General features: G+C 74.0%; 16 protein-coding genes. 8 read left to right on the top strand and 8 right to left on the bottom strand.

Features of this window, described 5'->3' with window-relative positions:
- Window positions 1-79: 79 nt before the first annotated feature.
- Window positions 80-1,801, bottom strand: coding sequence for a serine/threonine-protein kinase (locus FIC82_RS06075; RefSeq protein WP_154797924.1), 1,722 nt, complete (start codon window positions 1,799-1,801; stop codon window positions 80-82).
- Window positions 1,802-1,991: 190 nt separating this feature from the next.
- On the opposite strand from FIC82_RS06075, the gene FIC82_RS06070 reads away from it, so the two are divergent.
- From FIC82_RS06070 to FIC82_RS06050, 5 genes are all read left to right on the top strand, one after another.
- The gene (locus FIC82_RS06070; protein WP_269808402.1) at window positions 1,992-3,446 is read left to right on the top strand and encodes an alpha,alpha-trehalose-phosphate synthase (UDP-forming); all 1,455 of its coding nucleotides are present in this window, start codon (window positions 1,992-1,994) and stop codon (window positions 3,444-3,446) included.
- A complete protein-coding gene (otsB, locus tag FIC82_RS06065) occupies window positions 3,443-4,309 on the top strand; it encodes a trehalose-phosphatase (protein WP_168731547.1) in 867 nt (288 codons plus the stop codon). Before FIC82_RS06070 ends, otsB begins: the two co-directional genes overlap by 4 nt.
- Before the next feature lie 273 nt (window positions 4,310-4,582).
- Entirely contained in the window at window positions 4,583-5,707 is a 1,125-nt protein-coding gene (locus FIC82_RS06060) for an ABC transporter ATP-binding protein (RefSeq protein WP_154797923.1), read from the top strand.
- Window positions 5,708-5,939: 232 nt separating this feature from the next.
- Window positions 5,940-7,604 carry a discoidin domain-containing protein gene (locus FIC82_RS06055; RefSeq protein ID WP_168731546.1) on the top strand — a complete coding sequence of 555 codons (1,665 nt, stop codon included), beginning with the start codon at window positions 5,940-5,942 and terminating at the stop codon, window positions 7,602-7,604.
- Between the two features lie 251 nt (window positions 7,605-7,855).
- Window positions 7,856-9,100, top strand: a complete 1,245-nt coding sequence (locus tag FIC82_RS06050; protein WP_253691753.1) for a DUF4032 domain-containing protein — start codon at window positions 7,856-7,858, stop codon at window positions 9,098-9,100.
- 69 nt (window positions 9,101-9,169) lie between these two features.
- Here FIC82_RS06050 and rlmB read toward each other — a convergent pair whose 3' ends face one another.
- The 3 genes from rlmB to FIC82_RS06035 form a co-directional block, all read right to left on the bottom strand.
- Entirely contained in the window at window positions 9,170-10,183 is a 1,014-nt protein-coding gene (gene rlmB / locus FIC82_RS06045; protein ID WP_154797921.1) for a 23S rRNA (guanosine(2251)-2'-O)-methyltransferase RlmB, read from the bottom strand.
- Between the two features lie 275 nt (window positions 10,184-10,458).
- Window positions 10,459-11,889 carry a cysteine--tRNA ligase gene (gene cysS / locus FIC82_RS06040; protein WP_168731545.1) on the bottom strand — a complete coding sequence of 477 codons (1,431 nt, stop codon included), beginning with the start codon at window positions 11,887-11,889 and terminating at the stop codon, window positions 10,459-10,461.
- Window positions 11,890-11,979: 90 nt separating this feature from the next.
- Entirely contained in the window at window positions 11,980-13,260 is a 1,281-nt protein-coding gene (locus FIC82_RS06035; protein ID WP_154797920.1) for an alanine racemase, read from the bottom strand.
- A 44-nt stretch (window positions 13,261-13,304) separates the two neighbouring features.
- Here FIC82_RS06035 and FIC82_RS06030 point away from each other — a divergent pair, with 44 nt between their 5' ends.
- Window positions 13,305-14,720 (top strand): D-arabinono-1,4-lactone oxidase, encoded by a 1,416-nt coding sequence (locus FIC82_RS06030; protein WP_168731544.1) that lies wholly within the window; start codon window positions 13,305-13,307, stop codon window positions 14,718-14,720.
- Between the two features lie 73 nt (window positions 14,721-14,793).
- On the opposite strand, the gene FIC82_RS06025 is transcribed toward FIC82_RS06030, so the two are convergent.
- Window positions 14,794-15,432, bottom strand: coding sequence for a TetR/AcrR family transcriptional regulator (locus FIC82_RS06025; RefSeq protein ID WP_154797919.1), 639 nt, complete (start codon window positions 15,430-15,432; stop codon window positions 14,794-14,796).
- 166 nt (window positions 15,433-15,598) lie between these two features.
- Here FIC82_RS06025 and FIC82_RS06020 point away from each other — a divergent pair, with 166 nt between their 5' ends.
- Window positions 15,599-16,177, top strand: a complete 579-nt coding sequence (locus FIC82_RS06020) for an LpqN/LpqT family lipoprotein (protein ID WP_168731543.1) — start codon at window positions 15,599-15,601, stop codon at window positions 16,175-16,177.
- A gap of 2 nt (window positions 16,178-16,179) precedes the next feature.
- Here FIC82_RS06020 and ispF read toward each other — a convergent pair whose 3' ends face one another.
- The 3 genes from ispF to FIC82_RS06005 all read right to left on the bottom strand — a co-directional run bounded on the left by ispF (window position 16,180) and on the right by FIC82_RS06005 (window position 18,070).
- Complete coding sequence (gene ispF, locus FIC82_RS06015; protein WP_154797917.1) at window positions 16,180-16,713, bottom strand: 2-C-methyl-D-erythritol 2,4-cyclodiphosphate synthase; 534 nt, start codon at window positions 16,711-16,713, stop codon at window positions 16,180-16,182.
- Window positions 16,710-17,492, bottom strand: a complete 783-nt coding sequence (gene ispD, locus FIC82_RS06010) for a 2-C-methyl-D-erythritol 4-phosphate cytidylyltransferase (protein WP_168731542.1) — start codon at window positions 17,490-17,492, stop codon at window positions 16,710-16,712. Before ispD ends, ispF begins: the two co-directional genes overlap by 4 nt.
- A 95-nt stretch (window positions 17,493-17,587) precedes the next feature.
- Window positions 17,588-18,070 carry a CarD family transcriptional regulator gene (locus FIC82_RS06005; protein WP_031315710.1) on the bottom strand — a complete coding sequence of 161 codons (483 nt, stop codon included), beginning with the start codon at window positions 18,068-18,070 and terminating at the stop codon, window positions 17,588-17,590.
- A 352-nt stretch (window positions 18,071-18,422) separates the two neighbouring features.
- On the opposite strand from FIC82_RS06005, the gene FIC82_RS06000 reads away from it, so the two are divergent.
- A complete protein-coding gene (locus FIC82_RS06000) occupies window positions 18,423-18,890 on the top strand; it encodes a hypothetical protein (protein ID WP_168731541.1) in 468 nt (155 codons plus the stop codon).
- Window positions 18,891-18,982: the final 92 nt, after the last annotated feature.

The following is an 18,982-nucleotide window of genomic DNA, read 5'->3' as shown; positions in this document are numbered from 1 at the left end:
GGGGCTGGGAGCGCCCGGGACACGGCCGGCCCCGGGTGACCGTGGCGACCGATCCCGACGACCGAGCGAGGCGGGCCGCTCAGCGCAACGACGGCGGCCCGGGGAACGGCCACCACGTCACGCCGGGGTCGCCCGCGAGGAGCACGACGCACACGACGGTGAGCACGAGGCCGGCGCCGACGAGCACGAGCGTCCCGGTGCGGCCCGGGGCCAGTCGAGCGAAGGCCGTCCGCGTCCCGTACCGCGTGAGGTGGGTGAGCGGCCCGGCCCACGCGAGCACGACGGCCGCGAGCGCCGCCAGGCCGAGGACGACGGTCGTGACGACGGGCGAGTTCCCGCCGTCCGCCCCCTCGACCACGACCCACCGGTCGGACTCGAGGAGCCACCACCCGGCCACGACGACGAGGACCCCGGCGCACGCCGCGACGAGCAGCGACGGGAGCGCCCCGACGGCGGCGCGCACGACGTACCAGGGGGACGCGGCGACGGACCGCAGGGTGTCGCGGGGCGACACGCCGCGCCGCTCGCGCCGCGTGTGCAGCGACTCGGTGGTCACGCCGACGATGCGCGCGAGGACGACGAGCACGGACAGCACGACGAACGCGACACCCGGGTAGAGCACGCCGAGCAGGACGAGGGGTGCGGCCAGGAGGAGCAGCGCGGTGCGGCGCGCGGCCGGCACGGGCCGCACGTACAGTGGCTCGCCGTCCTCGCCCACGGGCGGGGCGCCGAGGTCGTCCATGAGGTCGTGACCGGTGGGGACGGCCATGGTGCGGCCGTCGTTGACCTGGGACTGCGACGTCGGCAGCGGCGGCGGTTCGACCTGCGCCTGCCCGGTCCACGCGTGCGCGCCGGTTCCGACGGGGACCACCGCGACGGGCGGTGCGACGGGCGTCGCGCCGGTGGGCGGGCCGACGACCTGGGTCGCCGGCGCGGCGTCGCCGGTGTCCGCGGCCTGGCGCAGGGCGGCGACGACCTCGGTCGGGCCGAGCCGTCGTGCGGGGTCGGCGTGCAGCGCGCCCGCAAGCACGCGCGCCGTGACGGGCCCGAGGCCGGCGAGGTCGGGCCGCCCGCTGCGGGCGCGGGCCAGCACGACGTCGGTCGGCCGGACGCCGAACGGCGCGCGACCGGTGGCCGCGTAGGCGAGGAGGGCGGCCCAGCCCCACCAGTCGGTGCCGACGTTCGGCGCGGCCCCCTCCAGCAGCTCGGGCGCGAGGTAGCCGGGCGTGCCCATGACGAGGCCGGTCGAGGTGACGCGCGCGTCCTCCAGCCCCTGGGCGATGCCGAAGTCGATGAGCACGGGGCCGCGGGACGAGACCATGACGTTGGTCGGCTTGAGGTCGCGGTGCACGACGCCGGCCGCGTGCACCGACTCGAGCGCGGCGGCGAGCTGGTCGGCGAGCTCGTAGAGGTCCCACGGGTCGAGCGGACCGCCCTCGGCGACCTCGTCCTCGAGGGTCGGGCCGTCGACGAGCTCGGTGACGATGAACGCGTCGGGGCCGTCGAGCTCGACGTCGAGGATCTGCGCGACGGCGGGGTGCCGCAACCGCTGGAGCGCGAGCGCCTCGCGTCGCAGCCGTTCGCGACCCTGGGCGGCGGCGTCGAGGTCCACGTGGGCGTGGAGCAGCTTGATCGCGACGAGGTTCCCGCCGCCGTCGTGCGCGCTGTGGACCGTGCCCATGGCGCCGGAGCCGAGCCGGGCACCGATGAGGTAGCCCCCGACCTCGCTGCCCGGCGCGGGGCCGCGCGCCGGCCCGCCCGGGGCGGGCCGCGCGTCGACGCGCTGCGTGGGCTCCTCCATGGTGACAAGGTAGCCGCAGCACGCCCGTGGCCGCCTCACGGAGCGGCCCGCCGGCACCGGTGGCCCGCTCCGGAGGGGTGGACGGCCCGACCGCGCGTCGGGTGGGCCGACTACCCTGGGCTACCCAGGCGCGATCCATCGAAGCTCAAGGAGAACTCCATTGACCGGCAAAGACGGATTCGATCTCGTCGTGGTGGCGAACCGGCTGCCCGTGGACTTCACGGTCGGACCCGGTGGCCACGTCGAGTGGAACCGCTCGCCAGGAGGCCTGGTCACGGCGCTCGAGCCGGTCATGCAGGCGTCCGACGGCGCGTGGGTCGGTTGGTCCGGCGCGCCCGACCTCGCGAGCGAGCCGTTCGACGCCGACGACATGCGCCTCGTCCCCGTCACCCTCTCCGCGGACGAGATCGAGCGCTACTACGAGGGCTTCTCCAACGACACGCTCTGGCCGCTCTACCACGACGTGATCTCGCCGCCCACCTACCACCGCACCTGGTGGGACGCGTACCGCCGCGTCAACCAGCGCTTCGCCGACGCCGCCGTGGCCCAGGTTGCGCAGGGCGGCGTGGTGTGGGTCCACGACTACCAGCTCCAGCTCGTCCCGCAGATGATCCGCGCCCAGCGCCCGGACGTACGGATCGGGTTCTTCAACCACATCCCGTTCCCGCCGCTCGAGCTGTTCCAGCAGCTCCCGTGGCGGCGGCAGGTGCTCGACGGCCTGCTCGGCGCGGACCTCGTGGGCTTCCAGCGCGCGGGCGACGCCGCGAACTTCATCCGCGCGGTCCGGCGCCTGCGCGCGCACACGACGCGCGGGCCGATGATCACGGTCCCGGGCGAGGACGGGCGCGACCGTCACGTCCGCGCCGCCGCGTTCCCCATCTCGATCGACTCGCGCCGCTTCGACGAGCTCGCGCGCTCGCCCGAGGTGCAGCAGCGTTCGCGCGAGATCCGCGCCGACCTCGGCGACCCGGACATCATGATGCTCGGCGTGGACCGACTGGACTACACCAAGGGCATCCGGCACCGCATCAAGGCGTACGGCGAGCTGCTGCAGGACGGCCGCCTCGACGTCGAGCACGCGACGCTCGTGCAGGTCGCGAGCCCGAGCCGCGAGAACGTGGACGCCTACCAGGAGCTGCGCGAGCACGTCGAGGGTGCGGTCGGCCGCATCAACGGCGAGTACGCGGAGATCGGGCACGCCGCGATCCACTACCTGCACCACTCCTACCCGCCGGAGGAGATGGCCGCGCTGTACCTCGCGGCGGACGTCATGCTCGTGACCGCGCTGCGCGACGGCATGAACCTCGTCGCCAAGGAGTACGTCGCCGCGCGCTCCGACGACCACGGCGTGCTGGTCCTCTCGGAGTTCACGGGCGCCGCGGACGAGCTCTCCTCCGGCGCGCTCCTCGTCAACCCGCACGACATCGACGGGATGAAGGACATCATCGTGGCGGCCGCGCACATGGACCACCGCGAGCAGCGCAAGCGCATGCGCCGTCTGCGTCGCAAGGTCCTCAACGACGACGTCGCGAAGTGGTCGCAGTCGTTCCTCGGCGTCCTCACGGCGATGCCGTCGCGCGTGCCGCACCGGCGTGCGAGCGACGCACCCGAGGACCGCGGGCTGCGAGCCGAGGTCGGCGCGTGACGCGGCCCGAGCCCCGCACCGCACCGCCCGGGCGCCGTGACGGAACCGTCGCCGACGCCGTGCGCGCCTTCGCGGCGGACGCCGCCGCCGACCCGCACGCGCGACTCGTCGCGCTCGACTTCGACGGGACCCTCGCGCCGCTCGTCGACGACCCGCACGCGGCCCGGATGGCGCCCGCGGCGCGCGCCGCGGTCGACCGGCTCGCGGCGGCGCTCGAGGGGACGACGACGCGTCTCGCCCTGGTCTCCGGCCGCAACCTCGCGGACCTCGCGGCCTGCGGCGAGCCACCGGTCGGCACGTACCTCGTGGGCAGCCACGGTGCCGAGACCGGGCACGTCGCCGCGCACGGGATCGAGGCGGTCCCGCTCGTGCTCACGTCGTCCCAGGAGGAGTCGCTGGCCGCGCTCCGCGCGGGGCTGGCCGACGCCGTCGCGGGTCGCGCGGGGGCGTGGGTCCAGGACAAGCCGAGCGCCGCCGTCCTGCACACCCGCCTCGCGTCCGACGCCGACTCCCGCGCCGCCGTCACCGTCGCCGACGCGGTCGCCGAGCGGCTCGGCCTGCACGCGATGCACGGCAAGGACGTGGTCGAGGTCGGCGTGGTCGAGACCTCGAAGGGCGAGGCCGTGGACCGGCTGCGGGAGGTCGTCGCGCAGGACGCCGGGCAGGCGGGGGGACGCACCCGCGTCCTGTACGCGGGCGACGACACGACGGACGAGACCGCGTTCGCGGTCCTGGGACCGGGTGACCTCGGGATCAAGGTCGGCGACGGCGAGACGCTCGCGACGGAGCGCGTCGCGGACGCCGACGCGCTCGCCGCGGCGCTCGACCTCCTCGCCGACCTGCTGGAACGCCCGGGCGGGTGACGTGGCCGCCCGCGGCACGCCGTCGGCCGCGGGCGGCACCACCACGAAACCGCTACCCGATCGTGACCGGCTCTGTGACGAAGCACTCAGGACCGGGAGTAGTATCGGGTCCACGATGACGTCGGGTCCCCACCTGCACCACCCGGGGATCCGACTTCTTCTGTGTCGTCGAAGACACGCTCGTCCGCCATCGCGAACAGCTACGTCGACGTGGCACGTCACTGCACAACGGATCGTCCGGCACGTACCTGCCGGTGGAGGGATGTACCAGTCATGGCTACGGTCACCTACGACCACGCAACCCGGCTCTACCCCGGGACCGAGCGCCCCGCCGTGGACCAGCTCAACCTGCACATCGAGGACGGCGAGTTCCTCGTCCTCGTCGGCCCCTCGGGCTGCGGCAAGTCGACGTCGCTCCGCATGCTCGCGGGCCTCGAGGACGTCAACGGCGGTCACATCTACATCGGCGACCGCGACGTCACGGACGTCCAGCCGAAGGACCGCGACATCGCGATGGTGTTCCAGAACTACGCGCTGTACCCGCACATGTCCGTCGCGGACAACATGGGCTTCGCGCTGAAGATCGCCGGCACGCCGAAGGCGGAGATCCGCCAGCGCGTCGAGGAGGCTGCGAAGATCCTCGACCTCACCGAGTACCTCGACCGCAAGCCGAAGGCGCTCTCCGGCGGTCAGCGTCAGCGTGTCGCCATGGGCCGCGCGATCGTCCGCCAGCCGCAGGTGTTCCTCATGGACGAGCCGCTGTCGAACCTCGACGCCAAGCTCCGCGTCCAGACCCGTACGCAGATCGCGTCGCTCCAGCGCCGCCTCGGCGTCACGACGGTCTACGTCACGCACGACCAGACCGAGGCCCTCACCATGGGTGACCGCATCGCGGTCCTCAAGGACGGTCTGCTCCAGCAGGTCGGCACGCCGCGCGACATGTACGACACCCCGCAGAACGTCTTCGTCGCCGGCTTCATCGGCTCGCCGGCCATGAACATCGGCACGTTCGTGGTCAAGAACGGCGTCGCCGAGGTGGGCCCGGCCCGCATCACGCTCGAGCGCGAGACGGCCGCGAAGATCACCGAGGCCGACAACGGCAAGGTGACGATCGGCTTCCGCCCGGAGGCCCTCGACGTCGTGTCGCAGGCGAACGAGGCCGCCTTCCCGGTCGAGGTGAACATCGTCGAGGAGCTCGGCTCCGACGCGTTCGTCTACGGCACGCTCAAGGGCGACCTGGCCGCGCAGGCCGACGTCCACTCCGGCGCCGGTGACAACCAGGTCATCGTCCGCGTCGACCCGCGCAACGTCCCGGCCAAGGGCGAGCGCATCTACGTGACGATCCGCCCGGGTCACTCGCACGTCTTCGGCGCGGCGTCGGGCCAGCGCATCAGCTGACACCCCTCACGCAGCACCGCCGCAGGGCGGGTTCTCCCGGTCGGGAGGACCCGCCCTGCGGCGTCTCCCCGGCGGGCGCACCGTCGGGCACGACGAGCCCTCCTCCGACGCAGCGGACTCCGAGAGCCGTCCTTGACACGGCCATGGGCGCCCACGAGACTGCTTTTGCACACGTGACGTCAGAAGTTGCATGTTCGTCACCCAAAACGACAACGCTGTCAATTGGAGTCCCATGCAGATCTCGTACCCTTCGTCCCGGCGCCTCGGCGCGGCCCTGACGGGCGGCGCACTCGTCGCGGCCACGCTCGCCGCGGCCCCGGCCGTCGCGAACCCTTCCGTCGAGACCAGTCCCCCGACCACCCTCGCCGCGGCCGAGCCCTGCAGCGCCGACGAGGGCCTCCCCGACTCCAAGATCTCCATCCAGCTCTACACGCACGTCGGGGAGCTCGGCGGCTCGGGGACTCCGTCCGCCGAGACGCTCGATCGCGTGCTCGGGGAGGTCGCGAGCGCCGGCTTCACGAACGTGGAGCCGTACAACCAGCCCTACTCGATGCCGGTCGGCGAGTACCAGGCGATCCTCGACGAGCACGGCCTCGCGGTGTCGTCGAGCCACGGCAGCACGGACTGGGCGTCGTGGCCCCAGACGGTCGCCTACGCCGTCGCGCTGGGGCAGGACTACATCGGGACCGGCGGCATGGCGGGGAGCTACGGCACGTACGACGAGGCGGTCGCCACCGCGGCGTACGTCAACCAGCTCGGGCAGTACGCGCACGAGAACGGCGCGAACAAGATCGCGCTGCACAACCACCAGAGCGAGTTCACCACGCGGTACCCCCACCCGGTGACGGGCGAGATGGTCAGCGCCTGGGAGGTCATCGAGGCGAACACCGACCCGCGCTACGTCACGTTCCAGCTCGACGTCGGCTGGGCCGCCGACGCCGGCCTCGACGTCCCGGCCTGGATCGCGGAGCACGGCGACCGCATCGAGCTCCTCCACATCAAGGACGCCGTGAACGTCGACGCGCCGGGCGACATGCGGCAGGTCGCCCTCGGCAACGGCGACCTCGACCTCCCCGCGATCATCGCCGCGGCCGAGCCGTACGTGCAGTACTACACCTACGAGTGGGACTGGGCGCCGTCGTTCGAGACCTCCGCGGAGTCCTACCGCTACCTCCGCTGCTACCTGTCCGAGGACGGCGGCGGGAACGAGGACGATGACTCGCTCGCCCTGGGCCGCCCGGTGACGGCCTCCAGCATCGACGAGGCCGGTCACGAGGCCGAGATGGCGGTCGACGGCAACGCCGGCACCCGCTGGAGCAGCGCGTGGAACGACCCGGAGTGGATCGCGGTGGACCTCGGCGCGAGCTACGACCTCAGCAAGGTCGTGATCGACTGGGAGACCGCGTACGGGTCGGGGTACGAGATCCAGACCTCGTCGGACGGCGAGACCTGGACCACGGTGCGCACCGTGGCCGACGGTGACGGCGGGTTCGACGAGCTGGACGTCGCGGGCACGGGCCGCTACGTGCGTCTCTACCTCACGGAGCGCGCGACGCAGTGGGGCTTCTCGCTCTACGAGCTCGAGGTCTACGGCACGCCGGCCGGGCAGCTCGACCTCGACGTCGAGGTGCAGGCGCGGTGCCTCGCCGGCCAGGCGTACCTCGCCGTCCGCGCGGCGAACGGCGAGGACTCGCCGGTCGACGTGACCCTCGCGACGGCCTACGGCACCCGCGAGTTCGCCGACGTCGCCCCGGGCAAGAACGCGTACCAGTCGTTCGCGGTGCGCTCGGCCTCGGTCGCGAGCGGGTCGGTGACCGTCACGGGCACCGCGACGGTCGACGGTGAGGACGTCACCTCGACGTTCGACGTCGACCACGACGCGCTCGACTGCGCCTGACCTCCTCCCGCACCGCGTTGCGAGGCGGGTCCGACCTCACGGGTCGGGCCCGCCTCGCACGGCGAGCCGAGCATCGAGCCGACGCCGGAGCGAGGGGTGGGGCGGGTCGTGGTGGGTGATGACGGGACCAGCCGGGAGCCGCGAGGGACGAGCGGCGGATGGTAGACCCGCCGCGCCCCTCGCTCCGGCGTCGGCGGAGGCACCCCAGCCACCCGGCCCACGCGGCGACCATGGACAATGGACCCGTGACGGTGCACAACCTGCAGATCACCGCGTCGGCCCCCGACCCGGCCCTCCTCGACCTGCCCTGGGACATCCCGCTCGAGGAGTGGCCGGCCGAGACCCTCGCGGCGCTGCCGCGCGGTATCTCCCGGCACATCGTGCGGTTCGTCCGGCTCTCCGGGCGCGTCATCGCGATCAAGGAGATCGGCGAGACGGTCGCGTACCGCGAGTACGAGCTGCTGCGCCAGCTCCGCCGGCTCGAGGTGCCGAGCGTCGTCCCGGTGGGCGTCATCACCGGGCGCAAGGACGCGGACGGCGAGCGGCTGGAGGCGGTGCTCATCACGGAGCACCTGCAGTTCTCGCTCCCCTACCGCGCGCTGTTCAGCCAGTCGCTGCGTCCGGACACGGCGACGCGCCTCATCGACGCGCTCGCCGTGCTGCTCGTGCGCCTGCACCTCGTGGGGTTCTACTGGGGTGACGTGTCGCTCTCGAACACGTTGTTCCGCCGCGACGCGGAGACCTTCGCGGCGTTCCTCGTGGACGCCGAGACGGGCGACCTGCACCGCGAGCTCTCCCCCGGCCAGCGCTCCTACGACGTCGACCTCGCCCGCACGAACATCATCGGCGAGCTCATGGACCTGTCCGCGGGCGAGCTGCTCGACGAGGACGTCGACGAGGTCGCGATCGGCGACGCGCTCGTCGCCCGCTACGAGGAGCTGTGGGAGGCGCTGACCACGTCGGAGTCGTTCGACGCGAACGAGCGGTGGCGCGTCGCGGCGCGCATCGAGCACCTCAACAACCTCGGGTTCGACGTCGACGAGCTCGCGATCACGACCGACATCGACGGCACGACCGTGCAGATCCAGCCGAAGGTCGTCGACGCGGGGCACCACTCGCGGCGTCTGCTGCGCCTCACGGGTCTCGACGTGCAGGAGAACCAGGCCCGACGGCTGCTCAACGACCTGGACTCGTTCCGCGCCGCGGCGGAGCGGCAGAACGACGACGAGGAGTTCGTCGCGCACGACTGGCTGAGCGGCGTGTTCGAGCCCACGATCCAGGCCGTGCCCCGCAACCTGCGCCGCAAGCTCGAACCCGCGCAGCTGTTCCACGAGATCCTCGACCACCGCTGGTTCATCTCCGAGCGCGCCCGCCGCGACGTCCCGATGCCGGAGGCTACGCAGTCCTACGTCGAGAACGTGCTGCGCCACCGGCCGGACGAGAAGGCGATCCTCGGCCTCGCGCCCGGTGAGAAGGACCCCGAGTTCTACGGCTAGCACCTGGAAAGCCGTCAGCGCCCCACGCGTCCCTGGACCCGTGGAGCGCTGACAGGTGTCGAGGAAGGCTCAGGCCTCGCGACGCAGCCGCGCGACCTCGTAGAGCGAGATGCCCGTCGCGACGGCGGCGTTGAGCGACTCGGTGTCCGACCCGATGGGGATCGACGCGACGACGTCGCACGCCTCGCGCACGAGGCGCGAGAGGCCCTTGCCCTCGGACCCGGCGACGACGACGAGCGGCTCGGTCGCGAGCTGGAGGTCGCCGATCGCGGTGTCCCCGCCGGCGTCGAGCCCGACGACGAAGCAGCCCGCCTTCTTGAGCTCACCGAGGGCGCGCACGAGGTTGGTCGCCCGCGCGACGGGCACCCGGGCGGCCGCCCCGGCGGAGACCTTCCACGCCGACGCCGTGACGCCCGCGGCCCGGCGCTCGGGGACGAGCACGCCGTGCGCCCCGAACGCACCCGCGGAGCGCAGCACGGCGCCGAGGTTGCGGGGGTCGGTCACGCCGTCGAGCGCGACGATCAGCGGCGGACGACCTGTCGCCTCGGCCGCGTCGAGCAGGTCGTCGACGTCGGCGTACTCGTACGGCGGCACCTTGATCGCGACGCCCTGGTGCACGGCGCCGTCGGTGAGGCGGTCGAGCTCGGGCTTGCCGACCTCGAGGAGGTCGTACCCGCGGCCCGCGACGATGTCGACGATCTCGCGCGTGCGGTCGTCGGCGTCGAGGCGCGACGCGAGGTAGACCACCTCGACCGGGATGCGTGCCCGCAGCGCCTCGAGCACGGAGTTGCGGCCCGCGACGACCTCCTGCACCGAGCCACGACCCTTCGGGCCGCCACCGCGCGACGTACCGCCCTTGGCGGCGGTGCCCCGCGTGGAACCCCCGCGCCCAGTCGGCGTCGTGGCGCGCTTCTCGTCCGCGACCTTGCGCTTGTGCGCCGCGTGGTAGACGCGGTCCTCGGCCTTCGGGGTCGGCCCGCGACCCTCGAGGCCCTTGCGCCGCTGCCCGCCGGAGCCGACGGTCGCGCCCTTCTTGCTGCCGGGCTTGCGGGTCGCGCCGCGTCGTTGTGAGTTGCCAGCCATGGTGTACCGATCGTGTCGTCGTTCAGGTCAGTTCAGGTCAGTTCGTGTCGGGTTCGACGCCCGGCGTGTCTCGCTCCTGGTCCAGTGTCCCCCAGACTCCTCGCGGAGGGAGAACCGTCGGCCGCCAAGCGGGACCAGGGTTCTACCTCGCGCTACCAGGGTTCTACCTCGCACGACCACGGTTCTACCTCGCGGTACCACGGTTCTACCTCGCGGTACCACGGTTCTACCTCGCGAGCCCGCGGTGCGCTCCCGGTGGGCCGTCCAGGAGGGTGTCAGGCGAGGGTCCAGCGTGCGCCGTCGGCCGAGTCCTCGACCGCGACGCCCGCCGCGGCGAGGCGGTCGCGGATCGCGTCGGCGGTCGCGAAGTCGCGTGCCGCTCGGGCCTCGGCCCGCGCGGCGAGCTCCGCACCCACGACGGCGTCGAGCACCGACGCGTAGCGCGAGTCCCCGCGGTCGGCCCACTGCGCGTCGCCCGGGTCGAGACCCAGGACGTCGAGCATGGCCCGGACCGCGACGAGGTGGTGCCGCGCGACGGCGTCGGCGGCCGTCGTGCGGTCCGCGAGCGCCGCGTTGCCCGCGCGCAGGTGCTCGTGCACGACGGCGAGCGCCGCCGGGACGTTGAGGTCGTCGTCCATCGCCGCGGTGAACGCGGCGGGCAGCTCGGCCTCGCGCACGCCCTCGACGTCGCCCACGCGCTCGGTCGCGCGCTCGACGAACCCGGCGAGGCGCTCCCACGTGGCCTCGGCCTCGACCACGGTCGCAGGCGTCCACTCGAGCATCGAGCGGTACTGCACGGACCCGAGGGCGTAGCGCAGCACGGCCGGGCTGGTGGTCGCGAGGACCTCGCGCACGAGCAGACCGTTGCCGAGCGACTTGCTCATCTTGGCGCCGCCCTGCGTGACCCACGCGCTGTGCAGCCAGTGCTGCGCGAACCCGTATCCCGCGGCGCGGGACTGCGCCTGCTCGTTCTCGTGGTGCGGGAAGCGCAGGTCGAGCCCGCCGCCGTGGATGTCGAACGTGTCGCCGAGGTACCGGCGCGCCATCGCGGAGCACTCGAGGTGCCAGCCGGGTCGTCCACGGCCGAACGGCGTGGGCCACGACGCGGTCTCCGGCTCGCCCTCCTTGGGTGCCTTCCACAGCGCGAAGTCGCGCGGGTCGCGCTTGGCGGCGGCTTCCTCCGCGTCCGCGGGGACGTCGTCGGGCACGGGGTTGAGGTCCTCGAGGCGCTGGTTGGTCAGCGAGCCGTACTCGGACCACGACCGCACGTCGAACCACACGTCGCCGGGGCCGGTCGTGTACGCGTGCCCGCGCTCCACGAGCCGCTCCATGAGCTCGACCATGTCCGGCACGTGCCCGGTCGCGCGCGGCTCGTACGTGGGCGGCAGGACGCCGAGCGCGTCGTACGCGGCGGTGAACGCGCGCTCGTACGTCGCGGCCCAGGCCCACCACGGCTCGCCGGCGTCGGCGGACTTCACGAGGATCTTGTCGTCGATGTCGGTGACGTTGCGGATGAGCGTCACGCGCGACCCGCCGCGCCGCAGCCAGCGCACGAGCACGTCGAACGCGACGGCGGAGCGCATGTGGCCGATGTGGGGCGCCGCCTGGACCGTCGCGCCGCACAGGTAGATGCCGACCTCGCCCGGGGTCAGGGGCACGAAGTCGCGCACGTCCCGCGTGGCGGTGTCGAACAGGCGAAGAGTCACGTCCGCAAGGGTACCGGGGAGGCGCCGTCGCGACCGAAGCGGGACGCGCCCGCCCGACCGCGGGTCTCGGCGCCGCCCGGGCCGACCGCGTCAGCCGAAGCTCTTGCCCTCGCCGCGGTACGTCGGCACCACGTCGACGACCTCGTCGCCCCGCACGAGGTGCACGCGGTCGAACCGCTCCATCGCCTCGCCCGCCTTGCCGTGGCGGAACCAGACGCGGTCGCCCACGGCGAGGTCGGGAGCGCCCACGGCGCGCCGGGCCCGGTGCAGCGGCGTCTGGACCTCGCCCGCGCCCTCGCGGCCCGTGAGCGACCAGCCGGGCGTCGCGACGCGCGGCAGGCGGCTGCGCGACGCCGGGCCGGACGCGACGTACCCGCCTCCGAACGCCGTCGCCCACCCGGGGGCGGGCACGCGCACCACGTCGAGGCCGAAGAAGGCGGAGGGCCGCGGCCGGAAGGACCGGTACTCGTCGAACAGCCCGGGGACGTACAGCCCCGACCCCGCCGTCACCTCCGTCACGACGTCGTCCGCCGACGACGTCTCGAGCGACCCCGTGCCGCCCGAGTTCACGAGCTCGAGGTCGTGCCCGACGACGTCGCGGACCGCGGCGACGACCTCGCCGCGGCGCTCGCCCAGCTCCAGCACCGAGAGGCGCTTGACCGCGCGGACAGCGAGGCTCGAGTCGGGCATCCCGGCGACCTGCGCCTCGTAGAACATGAGGCCGCGCAGCGCGAGCCCCGGCGTCGAGACGACGCGCGCGGCGAGCGACGCGACGTCCGGGGGGTCGTGCAGGGGCGAGCGCCGCGTGCCGAGGTGGACCGTGACGATCCCGAGGCCGACGCGCAAGGACGCGTCGACGTCGAGGCACACGCGCACGGGCGGGTCGTCGCCCGCGCCCGCCTCGGCGAGCGCGTGCCGGACGAGCTCGAGGTGCGCCGCGTCGTCGACCATGAGCGTGACCTCGCGCCGCCCGGCCTCGTGCCGCGCGAGCGCGGCGAGCGCCCCGCGGTCCACCGACGGGTAGCCCACGAGGACGTCGCGGACGCCCGCGTCGACGAGCCACAGCGCCTCGCGCACCGAGTAGGCCATGACGCCCCGGAAGCCCCGATCGACCGCACGGGCCACGAGCGACCGCACCCGCACGGACTTCGAGGCGACCCGCACGGGGACGCCGCCGGCGCGCGCGAGGAGCTCGTCGGCGTTGGCGTCGAACCGGTCGAGGTCGACGACGGCGAGCGGCCCGTCGAGGTCGGCGGTCGCGCGGGTCAGCCGGGCGAGCAGCGACGGCGTCGCACCGCGCTCGTCCGCGCCATGCTCGCCCGTCCCCGCCCTCGTCCCCGCGTCCGGCCCGGGGGCCGCGTCGGTCGTCATGGGGAGAACGTACGCCACGCAGGGAGCGTGAGACAGTACGACCTGTGAGCAGCGACGACGCCCTCTCCTGGACCAACTGGGCCCGCACGGCCTCCGCGACCCCGCGCCGTCGCGCCTCCCCGCGCGACGAGGCGGAGCTGGGCGAGCTCGTCGCCCGCGCCGCCGCCGACGGGATGCCGGTGCGCGCCGTCGGGGCGGGCCACTCGTTCACCCCCGCTGCCGCCACGGACGGGCTGCTGCTCGACCTGGACCGCATCGGCCTCGTCGAGCGCATCACGCGCGGCACGGGCGCACCGGGTGAGGCCGACGCCGACGCGATCCTCGTGACCGTCGGGGCGGGCATCCGCCTGCACCGGCTCAACGAGGCCCTCGCCGCCGCAGGCCTCGCGATGCGCAACCTCGGCGACATCGACCGGCAGTCGATCGCGGGTGCGATCTCGACGGGCACGCACGGGACCGGCGCCGGGCTCGGCGGGCTCGCCACCCAGGTGCGCGGCGTCCGGGTCGTCGGGGCCGACGGCGAGGTCCGCGAGGCGTCGGCGACGCAGGACCCCGACCTGTTCGAGGTGAGCCGCCTCGGGCTCGGCGTGACGGGCGTGCTGTCGGCCGTCACGCTCGAGGTCGTCCCCGCCTTCCTGCTCCGCGCGCAGGAGGAGCCCTGGCCGCTCGACCGCGTGCTGGAGGGGCTCGGCACGCCGGACGACCCGGACGGGCTCGTCGGGGGCAACGACCACTTCGAGTTCTACTGGTTCCCCCACACGCGGCGCGCGCTGACGAAGCGCAACAACCGGCTCGCACCCGACGAGGAGGCGGCGGAGCTCGAGCGCCTGCGCACCACGGGACCCGGGCCCGTCGCGCGGGCACGCACGTGGGTCGACGAGGAGCTGCTGTCCAACGGGGCGTTCGAGCTCGTCAACCGGCTCGCGACCGCCGTGCCCCGTGTCACCCCGCGGCTCAACGCCGTCTCGGCCCGCGCGCTCGCGCCCCGCACCTACGTCGCGCCGTCGCACCAGGTCTTCGTCACCTCGCGGCGCGTCCGGTTCCGCGAGATGGAGTACGCCGTGCCGCGCGAGCGCCTGGTGGACGTCCTGTCGAGCATCGACGACTGGCTGAACCGGTCCGGCGAGCACGTGCCCTTCCCGGTCGAGGTCCGGTTCGCGGCGCCCGACGACGTCTGGCTCTCCACGGCCCACGGCCGCGAGACCGCGTACGTCGCCGTGCACCAGTACGCGCGCCTGCCGCACGAGCGGTACTTCGACGCCGTCGAGCGGATCGTCGCGGAGGTCGACGGTCGCCCCCACTGGGGCAAGCTCCACGGCCTCGGTGCCGACCGCCTCCGCGCGCTCTACCCCCGGTTCGACGACGCCGTGGCCGTCCGCGACGCGGCGGACCCGCGCGGGGTGTTCGCGAACGCCTACACGGACCAGGTGCTCGGGCGCGCCCCGGGCCTGCGCGGCTGACGGCCGTCCGCCCGAGTCCCGTGACCGCAGTCGTCACGGGGTCGGCCGCGGCACGAGACGGCCGCGCCGTCGGTCAGGAGACGGGCTCCGGGCCGTGCTCGCGCACGGGCGAGCCGTCCGGTCGGACCATGACGGACAGCACGTACTCCGCGAGCGCGTGGAAGCTGCGGACCGCGGTCTCGTCGTCCTGCTCGACGAGCCACGCGATCTCGATGCCGTCGATGTACCCGGCCACGATGCGCGAGAGGAAGCCCAGGTCCATCGAGTAGGTGACGTTCCCGCGCTCCGCGACGTTCTCGAGGAATCCGCGGGTCATCGCCCACGTCTGCTCCAGGTGCGTGTGCGCGACGGACCGCAGCGCGCGGCTGCGCACGCCCGCCGTCGCGAACTCGAACGTGAGGAGGCGCATGTGCCGGCGCGGTGTCAGCCCGCTCCACAGCCCGTCGGCCGCAGCGTGGGCGAGCTCCACGACGTCGCCGTCGACGTCGAGGGCCGCGCGCACCGGCTCGGACGCGACCAGGGCGAGGCTGTTGCCCATCGCCTGGAGGAGCTCGTCCTTGTCCTCGAAGCAGTAGTGCACGACGCCGAGCGACACCCCGGCCTCGGCCGCGACGCCGCGGATCGTGACGGCCTCGACGCCCTCGCGGACGGCGATGGTCATCGCCGCGTCGACGAGCTGGGCCCGGCGTTCTTCGACGGACATTCGGTTCATGTGCGATTCATCCCATGTGTCGTTCTTGGGAAAGTCAAACACATCGATGCGCTCCCAGCGATCGTAGTGTCTGCCCGTGGCCCTGGCACCCGGGACGCCGGGAGGCGAGAATGGCGAGCCGAACCCCCCGAGCCCGCCGTGCTCCTGCCCCCGACGAAGGACGACCGTGCCCCGACCGCGCCACCCCCGCACCTCCTGGACCGTCGCGCCCGTCGCGACCCTCGTGACCGCGGCGCTCGCCCTCGCGGGCTGCGCCGGTCCCGAGGACACCGGGGGCGGCGACGAGCCGGTCGCGTACGACGTCCCCGAGGTCCCGGTCCGGGTCACCGCTCCCCCGGGCTGGGAGCACGTCACACGCGACGGGTCGTTCGTGCTGCGCGCGCCGAGCGGGTCGGGCGCGCAGGGCTTCCGGGCGAACGTCGTCGTGACGGGCGAGCAGTCCGCGACGACGCTCGAGCAGGCCGGCGCCGACACCGCGGCCGCCGTGGGCGCGATCCCCGGCTGGAGCCCGGACGGCGACGGTCAGGGCATGACGACCCTCGCCGAGCTCCCCGCCTTCCGCGTCGCGGGCACGTACGAGGCGGCCGGGACGGTCGTCGCACAGGAGGTCGTGGCCGTCCGGACCGGCGACGGGCCGCAGGCCTGGGTCGTCGACCTCACGGCCTCGTACGCCACCGAGGACGCCGACGGCGCCGCGCAGGCGCGCGCGATCCTCGAGAGCGTCGAGCTCGCCCCTGCGGGCTGAGCTCACGCCGAGGGCCGGACGGCGACCACGAGCGCCGTCGCGACCGCCGCGACCCCCTCGCCCCGGCCGGTCAGACCGAGGCCGTCGGTCGTCGTCGCGGTGAGCGTCACCGGGGCGGCCGCGGCCGCGCCCAGCGCGGCCTCCGCCTCCGCGCGGCGCGGGCCGAGGCGGGGACGGTTGCCGATGACCTGGACGGCCACGTTCCCGATCTCGAACCCGGCGGCCCGCACCCGGCGCGCAGCCTCGGCCAGGAGGCGCGCCCCGCTCGCTCCCGCCCACTCGGGCGCGCTCGTGCCGAAGTTCGACCCCAGGTCACCGAGGCCGGTCGCCGAGAAGAGCGCGTCGGCCGCGGCGTGCGCCGCGACGTCCGCGTCCGAGTGCCCGGCGAGCCCACGCTCCCCCGGCCAGTGCAACCCCCCGAGCCAGAGCTCCCGCTCCTCGCCCTCGGGGGCGAACGCATGCACGTCGACGCCGACACCCGTGCGCGGCAGGGTGGGCAGCGGCGTGCCCTCGGCGGGCTCGGAGGGGGTCGTCATCGTTCCTCCCGGAGGGTGAGCGCCGCGACACGCAGGTCGTGGGCGGTCGTGATCTTCGCCGCCGCGGCGTCGCCGGGGACGACGTGGACAGGGAGCCCGAGGGCCTCCACGAGGCCGGCGTCGTCGGTCGCGGCAGACCGCTCGTCGTCGGCCCGGTGGGCCGCGGCCTCGTGCGCGCGCACGAGGAGCGCCCGGTCGAACCCCTGCGGGGTCTGGACGGCGCGCAGGACGGCCCGGTCCACCGTCTCCGCGACGGGCTCGGCGTGGGACGGGTCGTCGGACCGCGCGGCGGTCACGCGCTTGATCGTGTCCGTCACCGGCAGTCCCGGCACGACGGCGCCGTGGCCCGACCGCACGGCCTCGACGACGCGGCGGACGAGCGACGGCGGCGCGAGGGGTCGTGCTGCGTCGTGGACGAGCACGACGTCGAACGCGGCACCCTCGGCCCCCCGGCGGGGGTCGCCGTCCGCCGCGTCGCCCGGCAGCCGGTCCAGCCCGGCGCGCAGCCCCGCGGCGACGGACGCCTGGCGCGTCCCCGCCCCCTCGACGACCCGCACCGGACGATCCACCGCGGGGTCGTCCCGGAGCAGCGTCGCGACGTGCTCCCGCAGGCCGGGCGGCGCCGTGACGACGACCGCGTCGACCGCACCGGACGCGCACAGCCGCCGCGCGGCGTGCACGACGAGCGGCAGGCCGTCGAGCTCGACGAGGGCCTTGGGCAGGTCCAGCCCGAGACGGGTCCCGGAGCCCGCGGCGGTGAGGACGGCAAGAGTCGGCACGGGCACACGCTACCGGGCACGACGACGGGGAGGGTGCCGTCCGTACGGACGGCACCCTCCCCGGTGGTCTGTCGCTCGGGCCGAGGCCCCGGGCGTCAGGAGGCCAGCACCTCGTCGAGGATCGCCTCGGCCTTGTCCTCTTCGGTGTGCTCGGCCAGCGCGAGCTCCGAGACCAGGATCTGACGAGCCTTCGAGAGCATGCGCTTCTCGCCGGCCGAGAGGCCGCGGTCCGCGTCCCGGCGCGACAGGTCGCGCACGACCTCCGCCACCTTGATCACGTCGCCCGACGCCAGCTTCTCGAGGTTCGCCTTGTACCGGCGCGACCAGTTGGTCGGCTCCTCGGTGTAGGGTGCACGCAGCACCTCGAACACGCGATCGAGACCCTCCTGGCCGACGACGTCACGCACGCCGACGAGGTCGACGTTCTCGGCTGGGACTTCGATGGTCAGGTCGCCCTGCGCGACCTTGAGCTTGAGGTAGATCTTGTCCTCTCCGCGGATGGTGCGCGTCTTGATCTCCTCGATCAGTGCGGCTCCGTGGTGCGGGTAGACAACGGTCTCGCCTACTGTGAACGTCATCTGCAGATGTCCCCTTTCGCGGTGGTCCACCTTACCACGCGGAAGGGCGCAAATCCGAGCCCCTTCGCCCCTTGACAAGCGTTCAGAGACAGCATCTCCGCAGGTCAGGAGCCTGTCAGCGCGCCTCACGAATGTCACGGGAGGGGCCCCAGGGCCCGCTCGGCACCGGGCGACGCCCCCACCGACCGCCTGCGCGCGTGCGTGACGCCGCTCACGCGACCGTCGCGAGGCGCCCGTTCCGGCCGCCCGGCCTCGCACGACGCACTAGGCTGGGCGCGGAATCCCGTCCCCCTCTCGCAGCCCTGGAGCGCACGTGACCCGCATCCCGACCCCCCGAGCATCGACCCGTGCGGTGTCCCGAGCGACCGGCCGCGCGCGCTACTGGGCCGTGCCCGTCGTGGTCGCGAGCGTCGCGCTCGCCGCCGCCTGCTCCCCCATCGAGACGAACCGCCCGTACTCGCCGTCGGACGGCCTGCGCGTCGACCTCACCGACGACCTGCGCGGCCTCAACCTGCTCGTCGTGAGCGCCGCCGAGGGCGACGCCGGCGCGCTCGTCGGCGCGTTCGCGAACGACTCGACGGAGGACGTCGAGTTCGACGTGACGCCCGAGGGCGGCTCCGCCGTCACGATCCCCGTCGCCGCGGGCGAGACCGTCTACCTCGGCGCCGAGGACGGGTTCGACGCGCAGATCGGCCGCGTCGACGCGGAGCCGGGCGACGTCCTCCCCGTGACGGTGAGCGTCACCTCCGGCGACGAGCAGTCGCTCTCCCTGCCGGTCCTCGACGGCACCCTCGAGGAGTACGCGCACCTGCTGCCGTGACACCGCGGCCCCGGCCCGAGAGCTCGTCCCGGACCGTGTCGACGGCGGACCCCGGCCTTCACGTGCCGACGTCCTCGACACCACCCGGCACC

The sequence above is a fragment of the Cellulosimicrobium protaetiae genome (genome assembly GCF_009708005.2).
Taxonomy (GTDB): domain Bacteria; phylum Actinomycetota; class Actinomycetes; order Actinomycetales; family Cellulomonadaceae; genus Cellulosimicrobium; species Cellulosimicrobium protaetiae.
Note: the sequence above shows the minus strand (reverse complement) of the source record. Positions and strands in the feature narration are given on the sequence as shown.